This is a genomic window from Cupriavidus sp. 96C5-1 (genome assembly GCF_057798855.1).
Genome location: NZ_JBYOJU010000022.1, coordinates 1 through 19,218 on the forward strand (window position 1 = coordinate 1; position 19,218 = coordinate 19,218).

Sequence of the window (19,218 nt, forward strand, 5' to 3'; positions counted from 1 at the left end):
TCCACCACCACCAGCGACGTCATATTGACGATGCGGCGCACCGTGGCCGACGGCGTCAGGATGTGGACCGGCGCCTTGACGCCCAGCAGGATCGGGCCGATCGCCACATTGTTGCCCGCCGCGACCTTGAGCAGGTTGTAGGCAATGTTGGCGGCGTCGATATTCGGGCACACCAGCAGGTTGGCCTCGCCCTTGAGCGCGCCATCCGGCACGAGCTGGTCGCGCAGCTTCGGGTCGAGCGCGCAATCGCCGTGCATCTCGCCATCCACCTCGAGTTCCGGCGCGCGTTCGCGCAGGATCGCCAGCGTTTCGCGCATCTTCTGCGCCGACGGCGCTTCCGACGAACCGAAGTTCGAGTGCGACACCAGCGCCACCTTGGGCTCGATGCCGAAGCGCTTGAGCTCTTCGGCGGCCATCAGGGTGATCTCGGCCAGCTGGCAGGCGGTCGGGTCCACGTTGACGTGGGTGTCGACCAGGAAGATCTGGCGGCCCGGCAGGACCAGCCCGTTCATCGCGGCGTAGACCTCGTTGGTGCCGCCCAGGATCTGGTCGATATAGCGCAGGTGCGCGGCGGTGTTGCTGACCGTGCCGCAGATCATGCCGTCGGCCTCGCCCTTCTTGACCAGCATGGCGCCGATCAGCGTGGTGCGGCGGCGCATTTCCAGCTTGGCGTACTGCTGGGTGACGCCCTGGCGGGCCATCATCTTGAAGTAGGCCTCGGAATAGTCGCGGAAACGCGCGTCGTGCTCCGGGTTGACCACGGTGAAGTCGATGCCGCCGCGCAGGCGCAGGCCAAAGCGTTCGATGCGGTGGGCGATCACGGCCGGCCGGCCGATCAGGATCGGGTTGGCCAGCTTCTCGTCGACGATCACCTGCACCGCGCGCAGCACGCGCTCTTCCTCGCCCTCGGCGAAGACGATGCGCTTCTTCTCCATGTCGACCTGGCGGGCGGCCGCGTAGATCGGCTTCATCAGCGTGCCGGAGTGGTACACGAACTGCTGCAGCTGCAGGCGGTACGCGTCCATGTCCTTGATCGGGCGCGCGGCCACGCCGGACTTCATGGCGGCCTCGGCCACCGCCGGCGCGATCTTGACGATCAGGCGCGGATCGAAGGGCTTGGGAATCAGGTACTCGGGACCGAAGGACAGGTCCTGGATGCCGTAGGCGGTGGCGACGATGTCGCTCTGCTCCTGGCGCGCCAGTTCGGCGATGGCATGCGCCGCCGCGACTTCCATCTCACGCGTGATGGTGGTGGCGCCCACGTCGAGCGCGCCGCGGAAGATGAAGGGAAAGCACAGGACGTTGTTGACCTGGTTCGGGTAGTCGGTGCGGCCGGTGGCGATCACCGCGTCGGGACGCACTTCCTTGACCAGTTCCGGCAGGATTTCCGGGTTGGGATTGGCCAGTGCCAGCACCAGCGGCTTGTCGGCCATGCGCTGGACCATGTCCTGCTTGAGCACGCCGGCGGCAGACAGGCCCAGGAAGATGTCGGCGCCGTCGATCACCTCGGCCAGCTTGCGCTTGTCGGTCTTCTGCGCGAAACGGGCCTTTTCCGGGTCCATCAGCTCGGTACGGCCTTCGTAGACCACGCCGGCCAGGTCCGTCACCCAGATGTTCTCGAGCTTCATGCCGAGGTCGAGCAGCAGGTCCAGGCAGGCCAGTGCCGCGGCGCCCGCGCCGGAAGCCACCAGCTTGACCTTGCCGATGTCCTTACCCACCACGGTCAGGCCGTTGACCACGGCCGCGCCGACCACGATGGCGGTGCCATGCTGGTCATCGTGGAAGACGGGAATCTTCATGCGCTCGCGCAGCTTGCGCTCGACGTAGAAGCACTCGGGCGCCTTGATGTCTTCGAGGTTGATGCCGCCGAAGGTAGGCTCGAGCGCGGCAATGATCTCCACCAGCTTCTCGGGGTCCTTCTCATCGAGTTCGATGTCGAACACGTCGATGCCGGCGAACTTCTTGAACAGGCCCGCCTTGCCCTCCATCACCGGCTTGGAAGCCGCCGGGCCGATATCGCCCAGGCCCAGCACCGCGGTACCGTTGGTGATCACGCCAACCAGGTTGCCCCGCGCGGTGTAGCGGAAGGAATTGGCCGGATCGGCCACGATTTCCTCGCACGCGGCGGCCACGCCCGGCGAGTAGGCCAGCGCCAGGTCGCGCTGGTTGGACAACGGCTTGGTCGGCGTGACCGAGATCTTGCCCGGGGTCGGAAACTCGTGATATTCCAGGGCAGCTTTGCGCAGCGCCTCACGCTGCTGCTGCTTCAGGTCGTCTTGGGGCGTGGGCTGCTGAGGACTGGTCATCGGCGCATCTTCCGGTCGGTGGAGCCGTTATCGACGTTATCTGGAAACGAAATGGCGGGCCGGCTCCACATACCCGCAGTCTCTTCCTTTGGAACCTCGCATTTTATATTGTGAAATATTATTTCACAATAAGCGTTTTGCGCGAGGCACCTTTGCGTTTCGGTACAATATGCCGTAAGCCGCCAGCGCTGACCAGCAGGGCGAAACCCGCCCCGGCGGGGTGCGGACCGGATGCAATCCAGGGCCGGCACGCTGCCGCCCGCCTAACGCCGGATTGCCGCCGCACGCCAGCCGGGCGACGGCATTACACAGGCCCCGCGCAATCTCCCCGCCCCAATCCTCCATGCCCGCATCCTCCAGCGCCCAGCTCTCCGAATTCGACCTGATCCGCCGCTTCTTTACCCGGCCCGCACACAAGGCCGTGCTTGGCGTGGGCGACGACTGCGCGCTGATCGAAGGGCGGCCCGGCCACCACCTGGCCATCAGCACCGACATGCTGGTAAGCGGGCGTCACTTCTTCCCGGACGTAGCACCGCGCGCGCTGGGCCACAAGGCCCTGGCCGTGAACCTGTCCGACCTGGCTGCCATGGGTGCCGAGCCGCGCGCCTTCACGCTGGCGCTGGCTTTGCCCGAGGCGGAACCCGGCTGGCTGGCCGAACTGGCCGCCGGCATGCTGGCGCTGGCCGATGCCCACGGCTGCGAGCTGATCGGCGGCGACACCACGCGCGGCCCGCTCACGCTGAGCCTGACAGTATTTGGCGACGTGCCCGCGCGCATGGCCCTGCGCCGGGATGCCGCGCGCGCCGGGGACGATATCTGGATCTCCGGCACGCTCGGCGATGCCCGCCTGGCGCTGGGCGACTGCCGCGGCGAATGGCTGCTGCCCGAGCCCGATTTCAGCCAGGTGCGCCCGCGCATGGATACGCCGACGCCGCGCGTCGCGCTTGGCATGGCGTTGCGCGGCGTGGCGCATGCGGCACTCGATATCTCCGACGGCCTGGTCGGCGATCTCGGCCATATCCTGGAACGCTCGCAGGTGGGTGCCCTGCTCGACGTCGACGCACTGCCGCGCTCGGAGGTCATGGCCAGCCAGCCCGAAGCGCGCCAGCTGGAGTGCACGCTGGCCGGCGGCGACGACTACGAACTCTGCTTCACGGCGCCCGCCGGCAGCCGCGATACCGTCGCCGCCATCGGCGCGCGGCTTCGGCTGCCGCTGACGCGCGTCGGCGCCATCACACCCGAACCAGGCCTGCGCCTGGTCAATCGGGAAGGCAATCCCTGCGCTTACACAGGCAGCGGCTTCGACCACTTTGCCTCCCCCTGACAAGCCGGCGCCCGCCGTGTCATGATGCAGCCATGCGGGACGCCAGATCCCGTCCGGGCAAGCCGCCCGGGATAATCCCATCCAAAACCAGACGAGCCAACCCTTGATGTCCGCCAACCCGCCCGGGCCTTCCACGCACGATCCCGTCCTGACCTTGGAAGCCGGCCAGACCGCCAAGGTCCTGCGCCCGACTGCGCGCTTCATGCTGTCGCACCCCGCTCACCTGATCGCGCTTGGCTTCGGCTCCGGCCTGTCGCCGGCCGGCCCCGGCACGGTCGGCACGCTGTACGCCTGGCTGTCCTACCTGGTGATCTCGATGTGGGTGCAGCCGGAGACCTGGCTGTGGATCATCGTGGGAGGCTTCCTGCTGGGGCTGTGGGCCTGCGCCCGCACCGCGCGCGACATGGGCGTGCACGACCACGGCAGCATGGTGTGGGACGAGATCGTGGCCTTCTGGCTGGTCATGGCCTTCGTCATGCCGACCGGTTTCTGGGGCCAGCTGGCCGCCTTCCTGTGGTTCCGCCTGTTCGACATCGCCAAGCCGGCGCCGATCGGGCATCTCGACCGCACGCTCAAGGGCCCCGGCCTGCGTGGCGGCTTCGGCGTGATGTTCGACGACATCATGGCCGCCTTCTACACGCTGCTGGTGTTCGCCCTGTGGCGTTCGCTGTGATCCGCCCCTCCCCCAACCCTACCATCTGAACCGCCATCATGTCCGTCAGCCGCTTGCTCGACCAACTCGCCATCCAGGTCGGAATCTCCCTGAACGAGAAGTCGCTGTTGCTCGCCACGGCGGAATCCTGCACCGGCGGCCTGGTGGCCGCGGCCGTTACGGATGTGTCAGGTTCGTCGGGCTGGTTCGAGCGTGGCTTCGTGACCTATTCGAACGAGGCCAAGTCGACCATGCTGGGGGTACCGGCCAAGCTGATCCGCGATCACGGCGCGGTCAGCGAGGAAGTGGCGCGCGCCATGGCCGAAGGTGCCCTGCTCAACAGCCGCGCCCAGGTGGCGCTGTCGATCACCGGCGTGGCTGGCCCGAACGGCGGCACGCCGGAAAAGCCGGTCGGCATGGTGTGCTTCGGCTGGAGCAACCGCATCACCACCAAGGTGGAAACGCAGCGATTCCGCGGCGATCGCCAGCAGATCCGCCGCCAGGCCGCCGAGCACGCCATCCGCGGCCTGCTCGAACTGGTCCGCAACGAGGCCTGAGAGGCCGCTGCGGAATGATTCTGGCGTCGTTGCGCGGCCTTGCCGTACCCGCTGTACCGTCTGCGGCCGCGCGCCTGGCCAGAACCGCTTCGCTGCATTCTGAAACAGCCGCCAAGACAGGCGCGGGCAGCGTGGGGCTTCAGCCCTGGCGGAAGCGGTTGATGGTTTCGCGCGTCTGCAGCGCGACATTGCGCGCGGCGGCGGCGAAATCCTTCTCGCGGCTGGCATAGAGGATGGCGCGCGAGGAGTTGATCATCATGCCGGTGCCAGCCGCGGTGCGCCCGGCCTTTACCGTCGCTTCGATATCGCCCCCCTGAGCGCCGATGCCCGGGATCAGCAGGGGCATGTCACCCACGATCTCGCGCACCTTGGCGATCTCCGCCGGGAAGGTCGCCCCCACCACCAGCGCCATCTGCCCGTTGGTATTCCAGCGCGCGGCGGCGGCTTCGGCCACCACCTGATACACCGGCTTGCCGTCCACCGGCAGGAACTGCACGTCCGAGCCGCCGGGGTTGGAGGTGCGGCACAGCACGATCACGCCGCGATCGGGATAGGCGAGATAGGGCTCCATCGAATCGAGACCCATATACGGATTGACCGTGACCGCGTCGGCCCGGTAGCGCTCGAAGGCTTCGATGGCGTACTGCTGGGCAGTCGAGCCGATATCGCCGCGCTTGGCGTCCAGGATCACGGGAATCCCGGGATGGGCGTCGTGGATGTAGGAGATCAGCTGTTCGAGCTGGTCTTCGGCGCGCTGCGCCGCGAAATAGGCGATCTGCGGCTTGAAGGCACAGACCAGGTCGGCGGTGGCGTCGACGATCTCGCGGCAGAAGGAGAAGATCGCTCCGCCCGCGCCCGTCATGGACAAGGGCAGCTTGCCCGGATCGGGATCGAGTCCGACGCACAGGAGGGAATCGTTGCGCTGCCAGGCTGCAGCCAGCTGCTCGGTGAAGGTCATGGGATGCTCGCTAATCTGGATCGGCCGCGCCGGCTGCGCGCCTGGCCCGTCAAGCCGGGCCGGCGCTCCCCGCGGCAACAGTGGTTCATGCGATTTTACCTTCTGCGTGCGTTGTTCTGCCGTTCTCGGTCGATACAAAGAGCGGCGCCGCACATAGCCGAGCGTCCCGCCATGGCTCTTGACGGTTGCAGCCTGGGGCGGCTCGCCTTTCTCGCCCTCGCCCGGGGCATTGGCTGGTCCATCATCAGGCTTGGCGTGGCGCGCTTTCCTGCCATGGGATTTCGCTTGCTCCATATGCCCAGGAGCCCGGCGCCACTCCGCCTTCAGGCCCTGCAATCCAACACGCCCACTCACCCAAATTTCACTTAACAAGCCCCCCTCGTTGGGCTACACTCGCGCCCATCATAATCCCGGAGAAACTACGTGGGCAGTAGCATCGGGTGTTCGTGTTGCCGCAGCCGGACTGCGATCGCACCGAATACCATGTCACTGCGGGCTGCGTAACGACGACTGCCGGAGCCGGCCTGTCCCGCTCCCCTGCCTCGTCGGACTCGCCCGCAGCACATACTGCGGGTGAGTGTTCTTCCGAGTCCCTGCCGGCCGCAACCAGTGCGCGCCGCATCGTCCCGGATTTTCCCTCCCCCGGCTCGCCAGCCATGAACGGCAAACGCCATCGCCTTGCGCGCCCTCGCGGGTACGCAGCGCGATCACGCTTGCCAGCGGCCCTGCCCCTCGCTCCCCCGCGCGAAGGACGGGCTCGCCCCATGTCCGGCCATGCCAAGCCTGCGCGTTTCTTCGCCAAACGCAACAAGGAAGCCCTGGGATGATCAACCTGTTCGTCCTGCAGAAAGGCCGGCTCGCACAGGAGCAGGTCGACGATCGCAATGAACTTCTGCAGCACAAGCCGATCTGGATCGATGTCATCAGCCCCGATGACGAAGAACTCGCCTGGATCAAGGAAGCCTACGGCGTAGCCCTGCCCGAACTCGAAGACCTGGGCGATCTCGAAGCCTCGGCCCGCTATTTCGAGGGCGAGGACGAGAACATCCATATCCGCACCGACTTCCTCCTCGACGAGGAAGACATCTCGCGCAACGTGCGCGTGGCGTTCGTGCTGACCCGCGACGTGCTGTTCTCCATCCACGACGAAGACCTGCCGGTGTTCCGGCTGGTGCGCCTGCGCGCGCGCATGCGCCCGGGCTCGGTGCGCAATGCCAAGGACGTGCTGATGGACCTGTACGCCACCGATGCCGAATATTCGGCGGATTCCATCGAGGAAGTCTACGAGCGGCTGGAGGAAGCCAGCAGGCGCGTGCTTGCGGAGAACGTGACCGATGCCGCCGCCGCCGACGTGCTGGAAACCATCGCACGGGAGGAAGACCTGAACGGCCGCATCCGCCGCAACGTGATGGATACGCGCCGCGCGGTCTCCTTCCTGATGCGCAGCCAGCTGCTGTCGGCCGAGCAACAGGACGAGGCCCGCCAGATCCTGCGCGATATCGATTCGATCGAGAACCACACCGCCTTCCTGTTCGACAAGATCAACTTCCTGATGGATGCCACCGTCGGCTTCATCAACATCAACCAGAACAAGATCATCAAGCTGTTCTCGGTGGTGTCGGTGGCGCTGATGCCGCCCACGCTGATCGCCAGCGTCTACGGCATGAACTTCAAGGTCATGCCGGAGCTGGACTGGGCCGCGGGCTACCCGTGGGCCATCGCGCTGATGGCGGTATCGGCGGCGGTTCCGCTGGTGTATTTCCGCAGGAAGGGCTGGCTGGGCTGAGCCCTGGCGGGCGCCGCAGGGCGCCTGCTCAATCCGGCAGCGTGGCCGCGCCCATGCGGCGCGCGATGATGTTGGCCTTGACCTTGAAGTTCACGCGCACGTTGGCGCAATACTGCTTCTTGTCGAAGCACTTCGGCGCCGGCAGCGCCGCGGCCAGGCGCGCGGCCTGGCCCACGCTGAGCCTGGCGGCGCTGGTCTTGAAGTAATGCTGGGCGGCGGCCTCGACGCCGAACACGCCCTCGCCCCACTCCACCGAATTCAGATAGATCTCGAAGATGCGCTGCTTGTCCAGCCAGAACTCGAGCATCCAGGTGATGGCCAGCTCCTGGCCCTTGCGCAGGTAGTGCTGCTCGGACGAGAGGAAGAGGTTCTTGGCCAGCTGCTGCGTGATGGTGGAGCCGCCGCGCACGATATGGCCGCGCTTCTTGTTGCGCTCCCAGGCATCGAGCATGGCGTCGAGCTCGTAGCCAGGATGGTTGACGAAGTCGGCGTCCTCGCTGGCGATCACCGCGCGCTTGAGATTGCGCGAGATATCGTCATAGCCGACCCAGCGGTGGTCCACCTGGCAGCTCCAGAAATTGAAGCCGCACAGGCGCCAGCGCTCCGCCCGCATGAATGTGCTGGAGGACGGGTTCACGTATTGCCAGGCAGCGATCTGCAGGAAGAAATAGAGCTGCATCGCCAGCATGCCGGCAATCAGCGTGCCGGCCAGGTAAGCCAGCCAGCGCAGCGGATTGAGGCTGCCGCCGCGCGTGGCCGAACCCTGGCGGGCGGTGCGCTTGCGCTCTGCCATGACGGTGTCCGCGACCCGGTTTGCTGCGCTTAGCCTGCGGCCTTGGCCGACAGTTCTGCGCGCAACTCGGCCAGCACCGGCGCGGTGGCGGGCCGCACGCCGCGCCAGTTGTAGAAGGCTTCGGCGGCCTGCTCGACCAGCATGCCCAGGCCATCGGCGGTGCGTGCCCCGCACTGGGCGGCAAACTTCAGGAATACGGTGGGCTCGGCGCCGTACATCATGTCGTAGGCCAGCACGTCCTTGCCCAACAGTTCCGCCGGCACCGGCGGGAGCTCGCCTTGCAGGCTGCTGCTGGTGGCGTTGATGACCACATCGCAGGCGTCTTCATCGGTCAGGCCCGCCAACGCGTCGAAGCCGCCGCCCCACAGCTCCACGCCGTACTCGTCGGCCTGCTGCGCCACGTTTTCCAGGATGTCGCTGGCGCGCTGGGGCGTGCGGTTGGCCACCACGATGCGCTCGGGCCGGCAGGCGATCAGCGGCAGCATGGCGCCCATGGCGGCGCCGCCCGCGCCCAGCAGCAGGATGCGCTTGCCTTCGAGCAAGGTATCGAGGTTGACTTCGATGTCGCGCGTGAGGCCGATGCCGTCGGTGTTGTCGCCGTGAATCAGGCCATCCTCGATCCACATGGTGTTGACCGCGCCGGCGCTCTCGGCGCGCGGCGTGAGGCGGTCGGCGAGGTCATAGGCTTCGAGCTTGAACGGCACGGTCACGTTCAGGCCATGGCCGCCGCCCTCGAAGAAGGCACGCACGGTGGCCGCGAATCCATCCAGCGGCGCCAGCAGGCGCTCGTACTCGACGGCCTCGCCGGTCTGCCGCGCGAAGGCGGCATGGATGGCGGGCGAGCGGCTGTGCGCGACGGGATTGCCAACCACGACATAGCGGTCGGCCTGGGGCTGGGGCTGGGATTGCATCGTTTCTGTAGTAGACATCATCGGGCCTGTAGGCGGGTTTCGAGGCCGCTGCGGGAAAACTTGAAGGTGGAGATCACTTCGAGAATATCCTGGCGGGCCTGCATCTGCGGTGTGAACGTGCCGAACGGCGCCGCCGCCCGCACGATCGCGACGGCCTGGCGGTCCAGTGCGGGATCACCCGAGCTCTTGACCACATCGATGGCGTCGATGTTGTAGCCGTCGCGGTTATAGCCGAGCTTGCCCTGCCGGTTGACGTTGATCACCAGGATCAGCTGGCCGTACAGCGGTTTGCCGCTGCGCTGGGGGAAATCAAGGGTGCCGCGCGCCTCGATCCTGTGGCGCAGGCGGTCATAGTATTGCGCGTACTCGACTTCCTGGGCGCTGGTGGCGGTGAGCTGGTAGCGCTTTGGGCGCTTGGCGTACTGCTCGATATTGCGGCCGATCTCGGCCTCGAGCTTGGCCATCTCATCGAGCGAGGTGCGCTCGTCCTGTCCGCGCAGCGGGTCGTCGGTGTGTTGCTGGCCCGGTTTGACCGGCTGGCTGCGCACGGCCGGCGCGGCTTCGCGCGCCTGCGTCATCAGGCGCTGCTGCTCCTGCTCCATCAGCTCCACGCGGCGCTGCATCTGGCGTACCAGGTCGCCGTCCTTGGTCGCGGTCTGGGCCGGCAGCGGCGTGGTCGCGCGCTGCTGGTCCTGTTCGCCGCCGCCGTCCAGGTTGGCCTGGGCCAGCACGGTGGGGTTGCGCGGACGCTGCGCCGACTTGGAGTTGACCAGCACCACATCGAGCGCGGCATCGGTGCGCTTGATCTCGAAGGCATCCGGCGCCACCACCCGCACGGTCAGAAGCAAGGCATGCGCCAGCACCGAGACGGCCAGCGCCCTGGCCATCGTGCTGCTGGCGTTCCACCACTGGCGGGGAGAAAAGGCGGCTTTCACGGTGGCGGGGCGTTGGCTTGGGAGCAGCGATGTGGCGTGACCGGGGCCGGGGTCGGACCGACCCCGGATCAGACTGCGATTGTAAGGGAGCGCCTCGCTTTTTCCGAGGACCTCAGCCCGCGCCGGCAACGCCGGTGTCGCGCGCGTCCGACGAAGCGGCGGTTGCGGCACCGTCGGCGCCCGCGGCATCGTCGGCAACGGCTTGCGCCGGCGCCTCCTGTGCGCCCGCGCCTTCCGCAGCCATCTCGGCAGCCTCTTCCGCGGCGGCTTCGGCGGCGGCTTCGGCCGACACCTCGCTGGCTTCGTCGTCGCTTTCCAGCTCCTCTGACGGCAGTTCGCCTTCGCCGGCGAACACCTCCAGGACCCGGCACGACACTTCGAGCGAAATCTCGTCGGTAGCGCCGATTTCCAGCAGCACCTGGGTGCCGCGCTGGGCCTGGGCCAGCTCGGGCACGCGCGTGACCAGCGGGATCTCGGCAAAACGCACCGCGCCCTCCTTGAGCACCGAGGCCATCAGGCGCTCGCGCTTCTCCTGGCCCAGCCAGCGCAGGCACCAGTAGCGCTCCATGGTCGACTGGTGGTCGGCATAAGCGGCGTATGTGCCTTCGAAGTCGGCCACGGCGGCCAGCAGGTCGGCATCCTTGGGCTTGAACGGCGCCACCAGCTTGGCGGTAACGCCATGCTGGGCCACCGCCAGGATCTGCCACTGGTTGACCAGGTCGACATAGCGGCGCAGCGGCGAGGTGCTCCACGCGTATTGCGCCACGCCCAGCCCCTCGTGCGGGGCCGGATAGGTCTGCATGCGGGTGCGGTGCATGCCCCAGGCCTTCTGCGTACGGTAGATGCCCGGCACGCCGTTGTCGGCAAGCAGCTTGCCCCAGGTGCTGTTGGCCAGGATCATCAGCTCCGCGACGATCTTGTCCAGCGGGGAACCGCGCCGGCGCTGCTCGATGCGCACGCGCTCACCGCCGTCGGGCAGCTCGTCGAGGTAGAAGCTGTAGTCCGCGCGATTGTGCGACTCGGGCCGCAGCCCGCTCGCCAGGCGCGCCTTCTGGCGCTCGTCGTACAGCCAGCCGGAGAAATGCCACAAGCGGGTCAGCGCATCGCGGAACGGGTAGTCGCCGGTGCCGGCGGCAAGCGCGGCCTCGGTCACCACATCCTCCAGCAGATTGTGGCGCAGGTTGGCGGCGATCATCACCAGTTCGGCACGGGTCTCGCTGCTGACAATGGCTTGCTGGTCCGGATCGTAGACCACGTACAGCGACAACGCCGGGCATTCGCGCCCTTCCTGCAGCGTGTAGCGTTCCACCACGGCATCGGGCAGCATGGTGATCTTGTCGCCGGGGAAGTACACCGTCGACAGGCGCTGGCGCGCCACGGCGTCGAGTGGCTCGCCGCGGCGGATGCCAAGGCCGGGCGCGGCAATGTGGATGCCGACGCGGATCTTGCCACCGTCGAGCGGCGTCACCGACAGCGCATCGTCGATCTCGGTGGTGGTGACGTCGTCGATCGAGAACGCTTGCACATCCGCGCGCGGCAGGTCGCCGGCGGGTTCCGGCACGGCCACGTCGGGAAAGCCGGTGCCCTTGGGGAAGCATTCGGAGAGGAACTTGGCCTCGTGCAGCGCGCGCGGGCTGGCAATGCCGCCCACCGCCACCATCAGCCGCATCGGCGACATGCCGAGCGCGGTGCAGGCGGCATCCATCGCCTTGTATTCGAGGCTGTTCTTGTCGGGCTTGAACAGCAGTTGCAGCGCCTTGCCGCGGAACGCGTCGGGCAGGGTCAGGGCCTTGAGCTGGGTTTCGTATTCGGCCTGCACCAGCGCCTGCTGCTTCTTGCGCTCGAGCGCGGCCAGAGCCGCCTTGAGCTGGTCTTCCGGCGCGCGCTGGTAATGTCCCCGCCCCTTGCGGCGGAAATAGACCGGATTGCCGTGCAGCGCCTGCGCCAGCGCGGCTTGCTGCACCACGCTCGCACCGGCGCCGTAGTACTCGGCCGCCAGATCGGTGAACACGAATTCGTCATCCGACGCGCATTCCCACAGGAAATCCAGGTCGATCTCGCCCACCAGCCCGGTGGTCTCGCGCACCAGCTCGATCGCCGACGGCTGCGCAAACTGCAACAGCACGTCGCGCGCCTTGACCTTGGTGCGCTTGCCCGCGGGCAACTCCACCTGATAGGACTCGCCCTGCTGGGTCAGCACGGTGCCGGCGCGAATCTCGCCGCCTTCTTCGAACAGCAACTGCATGGATCGGTACTTTCAGAAATGCCGAGAGCCGCTCTTGGACAACAAGCGCCCTGGCGCTATGTGACGCCTGTGGGAACGGCCCGGCGAGAGAAATGGTGCAAGGCCGCCTTCAGGCGAGGCGACGACCGGACCTGAGATGATACCGCACCGCGCCGGACGCAAGCCGGCACGGGACAAGGTGTTACAGCGACATGCCGCCGCTGGCCTCGATCGCCACGCCGTTGACATAGCTGGCGTCGTCGCTGGCCAGGAAGGTGTAGATGCTGGCAATCTCGGCCGGTTCGGCCAGCCGGCGCAGCCAGCAGGACGACTTCATGCCCTCCAGCACCTTCTCCGGCACCGTCTGCAGGATTTCCGTGGCGACGAAGCCCGGGCAGACTGCATTGACGCGCACGCCCTTGGGGCCCAGTTCGCGCGCCCATGTCTTGGTGAAGCCGATCACGCCGAACTTGCTGGCCGCGTAGTTGGTCTGGCCGAAGTTGCCATAGAGGCCGACCACGCTGGATGCATTAAGAATCACACCGCTGCCCTGCTCGGTCATGATCGATGCGACCGCCTGCGCGCAGTTGAAGACGCCCTTGAGGTTGACATCGATCACGGCGTCGAACTGGGCCTCGCTCATCTTGGCCAGGCGTGCATCCTTGGTGATCCCGGCGTTGTTGACGAGGATGTCGATACGGCCGTGCTTGGCGAGCGTGGCCGCCACCATGGTGTCGACCTCGTCGCGACGCGTCACGTCGACCTTGAACGCGGCCACGGTGGCACCCGTCGCGGCGAGGGTATCGGCGGCGGCACGCACACGCGCTTCCTGCACATCGCAAAGCACAACCAGCGCGCCTTCGGCGGCAAAGCGCTGTGCGGTGGCAAAACCGATACCGGCTGCAGCGCCGGTAATGATGGCAACACGTCCCTGCAATTTCATGATGGTCGTCTCTTCTTCTTGGCTAGCGGTCTGGGTATGTTCTTGCTTTTGCTTCGTATTACTCGATTTCTGCTGGCTTTTCGCCGCTTCCCGGCCACCCCGGCTGCGCGGAACCATCGCGGCCGGGCGCTTGAGGGCTCTCCGGCGCGGAGCGCTCCTGCAGGTCGGGCAGGAACACCTCCGTCACCAGCATGACGCCCTCGCCGCGCCGGAATATCGAGCGGCGCGCCGGCAAGGCCTGGGATGGCGGCAATGCGCGCATGGCGGGCACGGCCTGCTGCAAACGCAGCCGCAGCGGGTGATGCGGCTGCAAGCGCGCAAAGGCAAAAGGCTCGCGCCGCACGCGGGGATCGACGAACAGCGCGCCGCCCAGGGGGCGCTCCCCCAGGCCACGCAGGAACGGCCAGTCGCGCCGTGCGTGGTGGGGCTTCACCACCGTATGGGCGAACACCGCCGGCACCTCGTCGCAGACCAAGAGCACCTCGCGGGCCAGCGCCCGGTGGCGCGCAACCAACCCCAGCGCCTGCCATTCGTCGGCCAGGGCAAGCTCCATGCGCTGCGCGAGGCAGCGCACGCGGAACCGGCTGGACGCCGCCACCAGGCGTGCCGTCAGCGAACCCTCCCCGACCACCCACCGCCGCAGGTTGGCGCTGATGGCGGGATCCTCGGGTAGATGGAAATGCCAGCCGCAACGGCGCATTTGCGCCTCGTTCATGCCGCGCTCATGCCTGCGGCTCCGGTCCATAGCCGCAGAAAGCGAGGACTTCGTCGACGTAGTCGGCAAATTCGCTGATGCCGTGGTCGCTGCCCTCGATCACGCGCGTGTGCGCGCCGGGGAACGCCGCCAGCATCTCGCGGTAATCCAGCACTTCGTCGCCGGTGGCGGCCATCAGGAAATAGCGTTCCGGCCGGGTGATCGCCTCGACCCGCAACGCCAGCAGTTCGTCCAGGTGATGCCGCTCCACCCGCACCGAGCCGCCGCCGTGCCAGAGCGGCTGGTCGCCGAGGTAGTGCTCCAGGTCGGTCCAGGGATGCACTGCGGGGTTGAGCAGCACGGCGCGGCAGCCGTGGCGCTCCGCCAGCCAGCGGGCATAGAAGCCACCCAGCGACGAGCCGACGATGGTGAGCGGCTGCGCGCCACCCGCCTGGGATGCCGCAATGGCCGCTTCGGCCTGGGCAATGGCCGCCGCCGGCGATACGGTCAGGACGGGGCAGGCGTAATGGCGCCCGACGCCCCATTCGCGCATGCGCTGCTGGACCAGACGCGCCTTGAACGACTGCGGCGAAGAGCGGAAACCGTGCAGATATAACAGCATGCGCCCGCGCTCAGCCCGCTGCGCGGGCGCCAAAGGCATCCAGCAGCTTCTGGTGGACGCCGCCGAAGCCGCCGTTGCTCATCACCAGCACGTGATCGCCCGGGCGCGCCGCGGCACGCACCGCCTGCACCAGCGCCGGAAGATCGCTGAAAGCGGCGGCCCGCTCGCCCAGCGGCGCCAGCGACTCGGCCAGGTCCCAGCCCAGCGCATCCTTGCCACCGGCCGCGCCGTAGCCGAACACCAGGTCGGCTGCCTCCAGGCTGGCCGGCAACTGCGCCTTCATCACGCCCAGCTTCATGGTGTTCGAGCGCGGCTCGAGCACTGCCAGGATACGTGCCGCGCCCACCCGCTTGCGCAGGCCCAGGAGCGTGGTCTGGATCGCGGTGGGATGGTGGGCGAAGTCGTCATAGACGGTGATGCCGTCCACCACGCCGCGCACTTCCATGCGGCGCTTCACGTTGGCGAAGCGCGACAGGGACTCGATCGCCTGGGCCGGAGGCACGCCCACATGCCGGGCCGCCGCGATCGCCGCCAATGCGTTCATCCGGTTGTGCGTGCCCTGCAAGGCCCAGTTGACCCGGCCTTGCAGCGCGTCCTTGAACCAGATATCGAAACTGTCCTGGGTGTTGCCGCCGGCGCCGGTGTCGGCGGGCTCGCCGGCACGCCAGTCGCCCACGCCGAACTGCTCGGTCTCGCTCCAGCAGCCCCGCTCCAGCACGCGCGCCAGGCTGGCTTCGAGGCCGTTGACGATCAGCCGGCCCTGTTCTGGCACGGTGCGCACCAGATGATGGAACTGCGTCTCGATCGCGGCAAGATCCGGGAAGATGTCGGCATGATCGTATTCCAGGTTATTCAGGATGGCCGTGCGCGGACGGTAGTGGACGAACTTGCTGCGCTTGTCGAAAAACGCGGTGTCGTACTCGTCGGCCTCGATCACGAAGAAGTCGGATTCGGTCACCCGTGCCGACACGCCGAAATTCTGCGGCACGCCACCCACCAGGAAGCCCGGCTGATAACCGGCATCCTCCAGGATCCAGGCCAGCATGGAGGTCGTCGTGGTCTTGCCATGGGTGCCCGCCACCGCCAGCGTCCATTTGCCGCGCAGCACATGCTCGCCCAGCCACTGCGGGCCGGAGACATAAGGCAGGTTGCGGTTGAGAATGGCCTCCATCAGCGGATTGCCGCGCGAAACCACGTTGCCGATCACGAACAGGTCCGGCGCCAGCGCCAGCTGGTTCGGATCGAAACCCTCGATCAGCTCGATGCCCTGCGCCTCGAGCTGGGTGCTCATGGGCGGGTAGACATTGGCATCGCAACCGGTGACACGGTGGCCCGCCTGCTTGGCCAGGACAGCGAGGCCGCCCATGAATGTGCCGCAGATACCGAGGATGTGAATATGCATGGGAGTGGATTGGGCGGGCCAGGCGGCCGGGCCTTCTTTGCTTCGGGTGGGGAAGAATTGTACCTGAGGGGGTAGGGCGGGATTTGCTGCCGGTGATGGGGAGCCAGGCGCCCTGCCGGAAGCCCTGGACCGGGCAACAGCGTCACTGCAACGTCAAATTCAGCTGCTTAACTACAACACCACGCATTGCCAGGCACTCGTCACCGGAATCAAAACCGGCCCGCCCACTCTAAAAACCAGACCCCGCCCAGGCGCGCAGCCGCCAATCCCTCCGGTATCATCCCCCTATGTCCCGCCGCCCCACACTCGACCCCATCCGCCTGCGCGAGGAAATCGCCCAGGCCGCCGCCCGCATGATCGCGGAAGACGGCACCGACTACGCCACGGCCAAGCGCAAGGCCGCGCGCCAGTTGCTGGGCGACGTGCGCGTGACGGGTGACTGGCTTCCAGACAACGAGGCCGTGGAGGCCGAGGTCCGCGCCTACCAGGCGCTGTTCCATTCCGAGAGCCAGCCGCGCATCCTGGCATTGCTGCGCCAGCTTGCCGTGCTCGCCATGCGCGATCTGGCCGAGTTCCGCCCCTATCTGGCCGGCGCCGTGCTCAACGGCACCGCCACCGAGCATTCGGACGTCTACCTGCAGTGCTTCTGCGACAGCCCCAAGGATCTCACCCTGCACTTGCTGAACGCCGGGGTCGATTTCGACACGAGCGAGACCCGGCACTTTGCCGGCCGCGGCGAGGTCGAGACGCTCAGCTTCCTGTGGAAAGGCCAGTGGCCCGCCCGGCGCGAGGCACGGCTGCTGGCCGGCGAGATCCGCGCCGAACTTGGCCAGCCGGTGGGTATCCATATAGCACTGTATGATGCGGATGATGAACGCGGCGCGGTCAGGGCGGATGCCGGCGGCCGGGTTGCCCGCGCCGACCTGGGCGCGGTGCAGGCCCTGGCGGCGGCGGCCGACGCGATCGCGGCGGCTGCACCGGATACGCCCGAGGCAGCCTGAGCATTCCACGGCACTGCGCTTGCCCGGCCCGCATTTTGGCCGGAAAGCCGTGCAAGACGCCGCGAACCACCCGCAACTTCGTTTTTTAGCCCTTCCAGGCCAGCCTGCCTGCCATCAGCCGCCATCCTCCTGCTGACATGACCGCTTCCACTGCCACTCCCGTCCGCCGCAGCCGCCTCTGGCTGTGGCTAGCCGTTGCCGTCGTCGCCACTGTCGCCGGCGCCCTGGCTAGTCACTATGTGTTCTCGCCCAAGCCCGCATCCGACGCAGCCGTGGAAACATTCCTTCGCACCCAGTTGCCGGATCCGGCAGGGTCCACCATCGATCTGGGCCAGTTCCGCGGCAAGACGGTGGTGGTGAACTTCTGGGCGCCTTGGTGCGGCCCCTGCGTGGAGGAAATGCCCGACCTGGCCGCCCTGCACAAGGAATACTCGGGGCGGAAGGTGGAATTTGTCGGCATCGGCATCGATTCAGCCACTAATATCCAGCAGTTCGTCAAAAAAGTACCCGTGAACTATCCGCTGGCGGTGGCGGGTTTTGCTGGCACGGAACTGTCGAGAAATTTTGGCAATGCGGCCGGTGGACTGCCCTATACGGTGATCATTGCACCGGATGGCACCGTCAGCTATCGCAAGATGGGCAGGGTTTCCCCCGAGGAGTTGCGCACCGCGCTGCCTCGCGGCTAGATATAAAATTGTTGATCCGAGTCGATTTTCGCCTAACCTTAACCGATCTTCAGGCAACTCAGCTGGATTGCAGCCCAAGCCAACAAAAGTGCGGAGTCAGCCCCGAAACCCCGCTGGTTTCGGCGCGGCTTATGTCTGGGCCGCTAGACAAATCACTCTAAGCTACGGTAATCTCCGCGCAATTTCGTTGAAATGGTCGAGTCGCCGTGACCGATACGCCTCCCGAACGCCGCTCTGCCCGCTACCGCAAGGTGCTGGTCCTGCACGGTCCCAACCTGAATCTGCTGGGCACCCGCGAACCGGAAACCTATGGGCACACGAAACTGGCCGATATCGACCTGGCCCTTGCGCAAAGCGCGAGGCAGGCCGGCATCGCCCTGGCTACGTTCCAGTCCAACCATGAGGGCGCACTGGTTGATCGTATTCATGCAGCGCGCGACGAGGGGGTCGACTTCATCATCATCAATCCGGCTGCCTACACGCATACCAGCGTGGCGTTGCGCGATGCCCTGGCCGGCGTGGCGATACCGTTCGTCGAGGTTCATTTGTCGAACGTGCATCGGCGCGAGGACTTCCGTCATCACTCCTTTTTCTCCGATGTGGCGGTCGGGGTGATCTGCGGCTTGGGCTGGCGAGGCTATTTGCTGGCACTGGACTATGCCCTCGGGCAGGAGCAGGAGCAGGCGCCGCAAACGGCCTGATCCCGCCCATTTGCTCTCATCAACAACCAACAACGCGCCCCGGCGCCTGCCCTCGCTGTCCGCTGTCCCTGGCGGCAAACGAAGGGGGTACGCCGGACGCATGAGTTTTCCCCGGACGCAGCCGCCAGCGCGGCGGCCGCCGGACAACCCGATTCAGGAGGATAGAAGATGGACCTGCGCAAGCTGAAGACGCTGATCGACCTGGTGGCCGAGTCCGGCATCTCCGAGCTGGAAGTCACCGAGGGTGAAGGCAAGGTACGCATCGTCAAGGCACCGCCGCAGGTGGTCGCCGCGCCGATGGCCATGCAGCCGATGCAGGCACTGCCTCCGGCCGCCGCGCCGGTCGCGATGCCCGCCGCCGGTGCCGAGCCGGCCGCGCCGCAACTGCCGGCTGGCCATGTCGTGACCTCGCCGATGGTCGGCACCTTCTATCGCGCACCGTCGCCGGGCGCCGCCGCCTTCGTCAACGTGGGCGACACCGTCAAGGAAGGCCAGACCGTCTGCATCATCGAAGCGATGAAGCTGCTCAACGAGATCGAATCCGACAAGGCCGGCGTGATCAAGGAAATCCTGGTCGAGAACGGCCAGGCGGTCGAATACGGCCAGCCCCTCTTCATCATCGGCTGATACTGATCGGCATGCCGCGCCGCCCGCAGCCTGCGCCGGATTACCCGGCCAGCCGCGCCGGCGACGGCCAACCGGACGTTTCTCGTCCCGGTGCCA

General features: G+C 66.9%; 18 protein-coding genes. 8 read left to right on the plus strand and 10 right to left on the minus strand.

Going from position 1 to position 19,218, the window contains the following annotated elements; all coding sequences use genetic code 11:
* A partial coding sequence (locus AC3FOF_RS22605) for an NADP-dependent malic enzyme (protein WP_488727849.1) occupies positions 1-2,306 on the minus strand: 2,306 nt, incomplete at its 3' end.
* A 343-nt stretch (positions 2,307-2,649) separates the two neighbouring features.
* Here AC3FOF_RS22605 and thiL point away from each other — a divergent pair.
* The 3 genes from thiL (at position 2,650) to AC3FOF_RS22620 (ending at position 4,839) form a co-directional block, all read left to right on the plus strand.
* Positions 2,650-3,630, plus strand: a complete 981-nt coding sequence (thiL, locus tag AC3FOF_RS22610; protein ID WP_276267615.1) for a thiamine-phosphate kinase — start codon at positions 2,650-2,652, stop codon at positions 3,628-3,630.
* A 106-nt stretch (positions 3,631-3,736) separates the two neighbouring features.
* A complete protein-coding gene (locus tag AC3FOF_RS22615) occupies positions 3,737-4,303 on the plus strand; it encodes a phosphatidylglycerophosphatase A family protein (RefSeq protein WP_017226477.1) in 567 nt (188 codons plus the stop codon).
* 38 nt (positions 4,304-4,341) lie between these two features.
* Complete coding sequence (locus AC3FOF_RS22620) at positions 4,342-4,839, plus strand: CinA family protein (protein ID WP_017226478.1); 498 nt, start codon at positions 4,342-4,344, stop codon at positions 4,837-4,839.
* A gap of 139 nt (positions 4,840-4,978) precedes the next feature.
* On the opposite strand, the gene pyrF is transcribed toward AC3FOF_RS22620, so the two are convergent.
* Positions 4,979-5,797 carry an orotidine-5'-phosphate decarboxylase gene (gene pyrF / locus AC3FOF_RS22625; protein ID WP_017226479.1) on the minus strand — a complete coding sequence of 273 codons (819 nt, stop codon included), beginning with the start codon at positions 5,795-5,797 and terminating at the stop codon, positions 4,979-4,981.
* 823 nt (positions 5,798-6,620) lie between these two features.
* Here pyrF and corA point away from each other — a divergent pair.
* Positions 6,621-7,583, plus strand: a complete 963-nt coding sequence (gene corA, locus AC3FOF_RS22630; RefSeq protein ID WP_017226480.1) for a magnesium/cobalt transporter CorA — start codon at positions 6,621-6,623, stop codon at positions 7,581-7,583.
* A gap of 28 nt (positions 7,584-7,611) precedes the next feature.
* On the opposite strand, the gene mtgA is transcribed toward corA, so the two are convergent.
* From mtgA to mpl, 8 genes are all read right to left on the minus strand, one after another.
* Positions 7,612-8,313: a monofunctional biosynthetic peptidoglycan transglycosylase gene (gene mtgA, locus AC3FOF_RS22635; protein ID WP_035811016.1), complete on the minus strand. Its 702-nt coding sequence runs from the start codon at positions 8,311-8,313 to the stop codon at positions 7,612-7,614.
* A gap of 92 nt (positions 8,314-8,405) precedes the next feature.
* Positions 8,406-9,287 (minus strand): shikimate dehydrogenase, encoded by an 882-nt coding sequence (gene aroE / locus AC3FOF_RS22640; protein ID WP_488727850.1) that lies wholly within the window; start codon positions 9,285-9,287, stop codon positions 8,406-8,408.
* Between the two features lie 17 nt (positions 9,288-9,304).
* Positions 9,305-10,174: an energy transducer TonB gene (locus tag AC3FOF_RS22645; protein WP_276265101.1), complete on the minus strand. Its 870-nt coding sequence runs from the start codon at positions 10,172-10,174 to the stop codon at positions 9,305-9,307.
* A 160-nt stretch (positions 10,175-10,334) separates the two neighbouring features.
* On the minus strand, positions 10,335-12,467 hold the full coding sequence (locus AC3FOF_RS22650) for an RNB domain-containing ribonuclease (RefSeq protein WP_276265095.1): 2,133 nt from the start codon (positions 12,465-12,467) through the stop codon (positions 10,335-10,337).
* A 181-nt stretch (positions 12,468-12,648) separates the two neighbouring features.
* Positions 12,649-13,389 (minus strand): 3-oxoacyl-ACP reductase FabG, encoded by a 741-nt coding sequence (gene fabG, locus AC3FOF_RS22655; RefSeq protein WP_488727851.1) that lies wholly within the window; start codon positions 13,387-13,389, stop codon positions 12,649-12,651.
* Between the two features lie 58 nt (positions 13,390-13,447).
* Entirely contained in the window at positions 13,448-14,104 is a 657-nt protein-coding gene (locus AC3FOF_RS22660) for a chorismate--pyruvate lyase family protein (protein ID WP_276265097.1), read from the minus strand.
* 7 nt (positions 14,105-14,111) lie between these two features.
* Positions 14,112-14,705: a YqiA/YcfP family alpha/beta fold hydrolase gene (locus AC3FOF_RS22665; RefSeq protein WP_017230010.1), complete on the minus strand. Its 594-nt coding sequence runs from the start codon at positions 14,703-14,705 to the stop codon at positions 14,112-14,114.
* Between the two features lie 10 nt (positions 14,706-14,715).
* Positions 14,716-16,107: a UDP-N-acetylmuramate:L-alanyl-gamma-D-glutamyl-meso-diaminopimelate ligase gene (mpl, locus tag AC3FOF_RS22670; RefSeq protein ID WP_488727852.1), complete on the minus strand. Its 1,392-nt coding sequence runs from the start codon at positions 16,105-16,107 to the stop codon at positions 14,716-14,718.
* A gap of 287 nt (positions 16,108-16,394) precedes the next feature.
* Here mpl and AC3FOF_RS22675 point away from each other — a divergent pair, with 287 nt between their 5' ends.
* From AC3FOF_RS22675 to accB, 4 genes are all read left to right on the plus strand, one after another.
* Complete coding sequence (locus AC3FOF_RS22675) at positions 16,395-17,108, plus strand: hypothetical protein (RefSeq protein WP_017230011.1); 714 nt, start codon at positions 16,395-16,397, stop codon at positions 17,106-17,108.
* 137 nt (positions 17,109-17,245) lie between these two features.
* Positions 17,246-17,794 (plus strand): TlpA family protein disulfide reductase, encoded by a 549-nt coding sequence (locus AC3FOF_RS22680; RefSeq protein WP_035816452.1) that lies wholly within the window; start codon positions 17,246-17,248, stop codon positions 17,792-17,794.
* Positions 17,795-18,000: 206 nt separating this feature from the next.
* A complete protein-coding gene (aroQ, locus tag AC3FOF_RS22685) occupies positions 18,001-18,495 on the plus strand; it encodes a type II 3-dehydroquinate dehydratase (RefSeq protein ID WP_017230013.1) in 495 nt (164 codons plus the stop codon).
* A gap of 168 nt (positions 18,496-18,663) precedes the next feature.
* On the plus strand, positions 18,664-19,122 hold the full coding sequence (gene accB / locus AC3FOF_RS22690; protein WP_276266311.1) for an acetyl-CoA carboxylase biotin carboxyl carrier protein: 459 nt from the start codon (positions 18,664-18,666) through the stop codon (positions 19,120-19,122).
* The last annotated feature ends 96 nt before the right edge of the window (positions 19,123-19,218 follow it).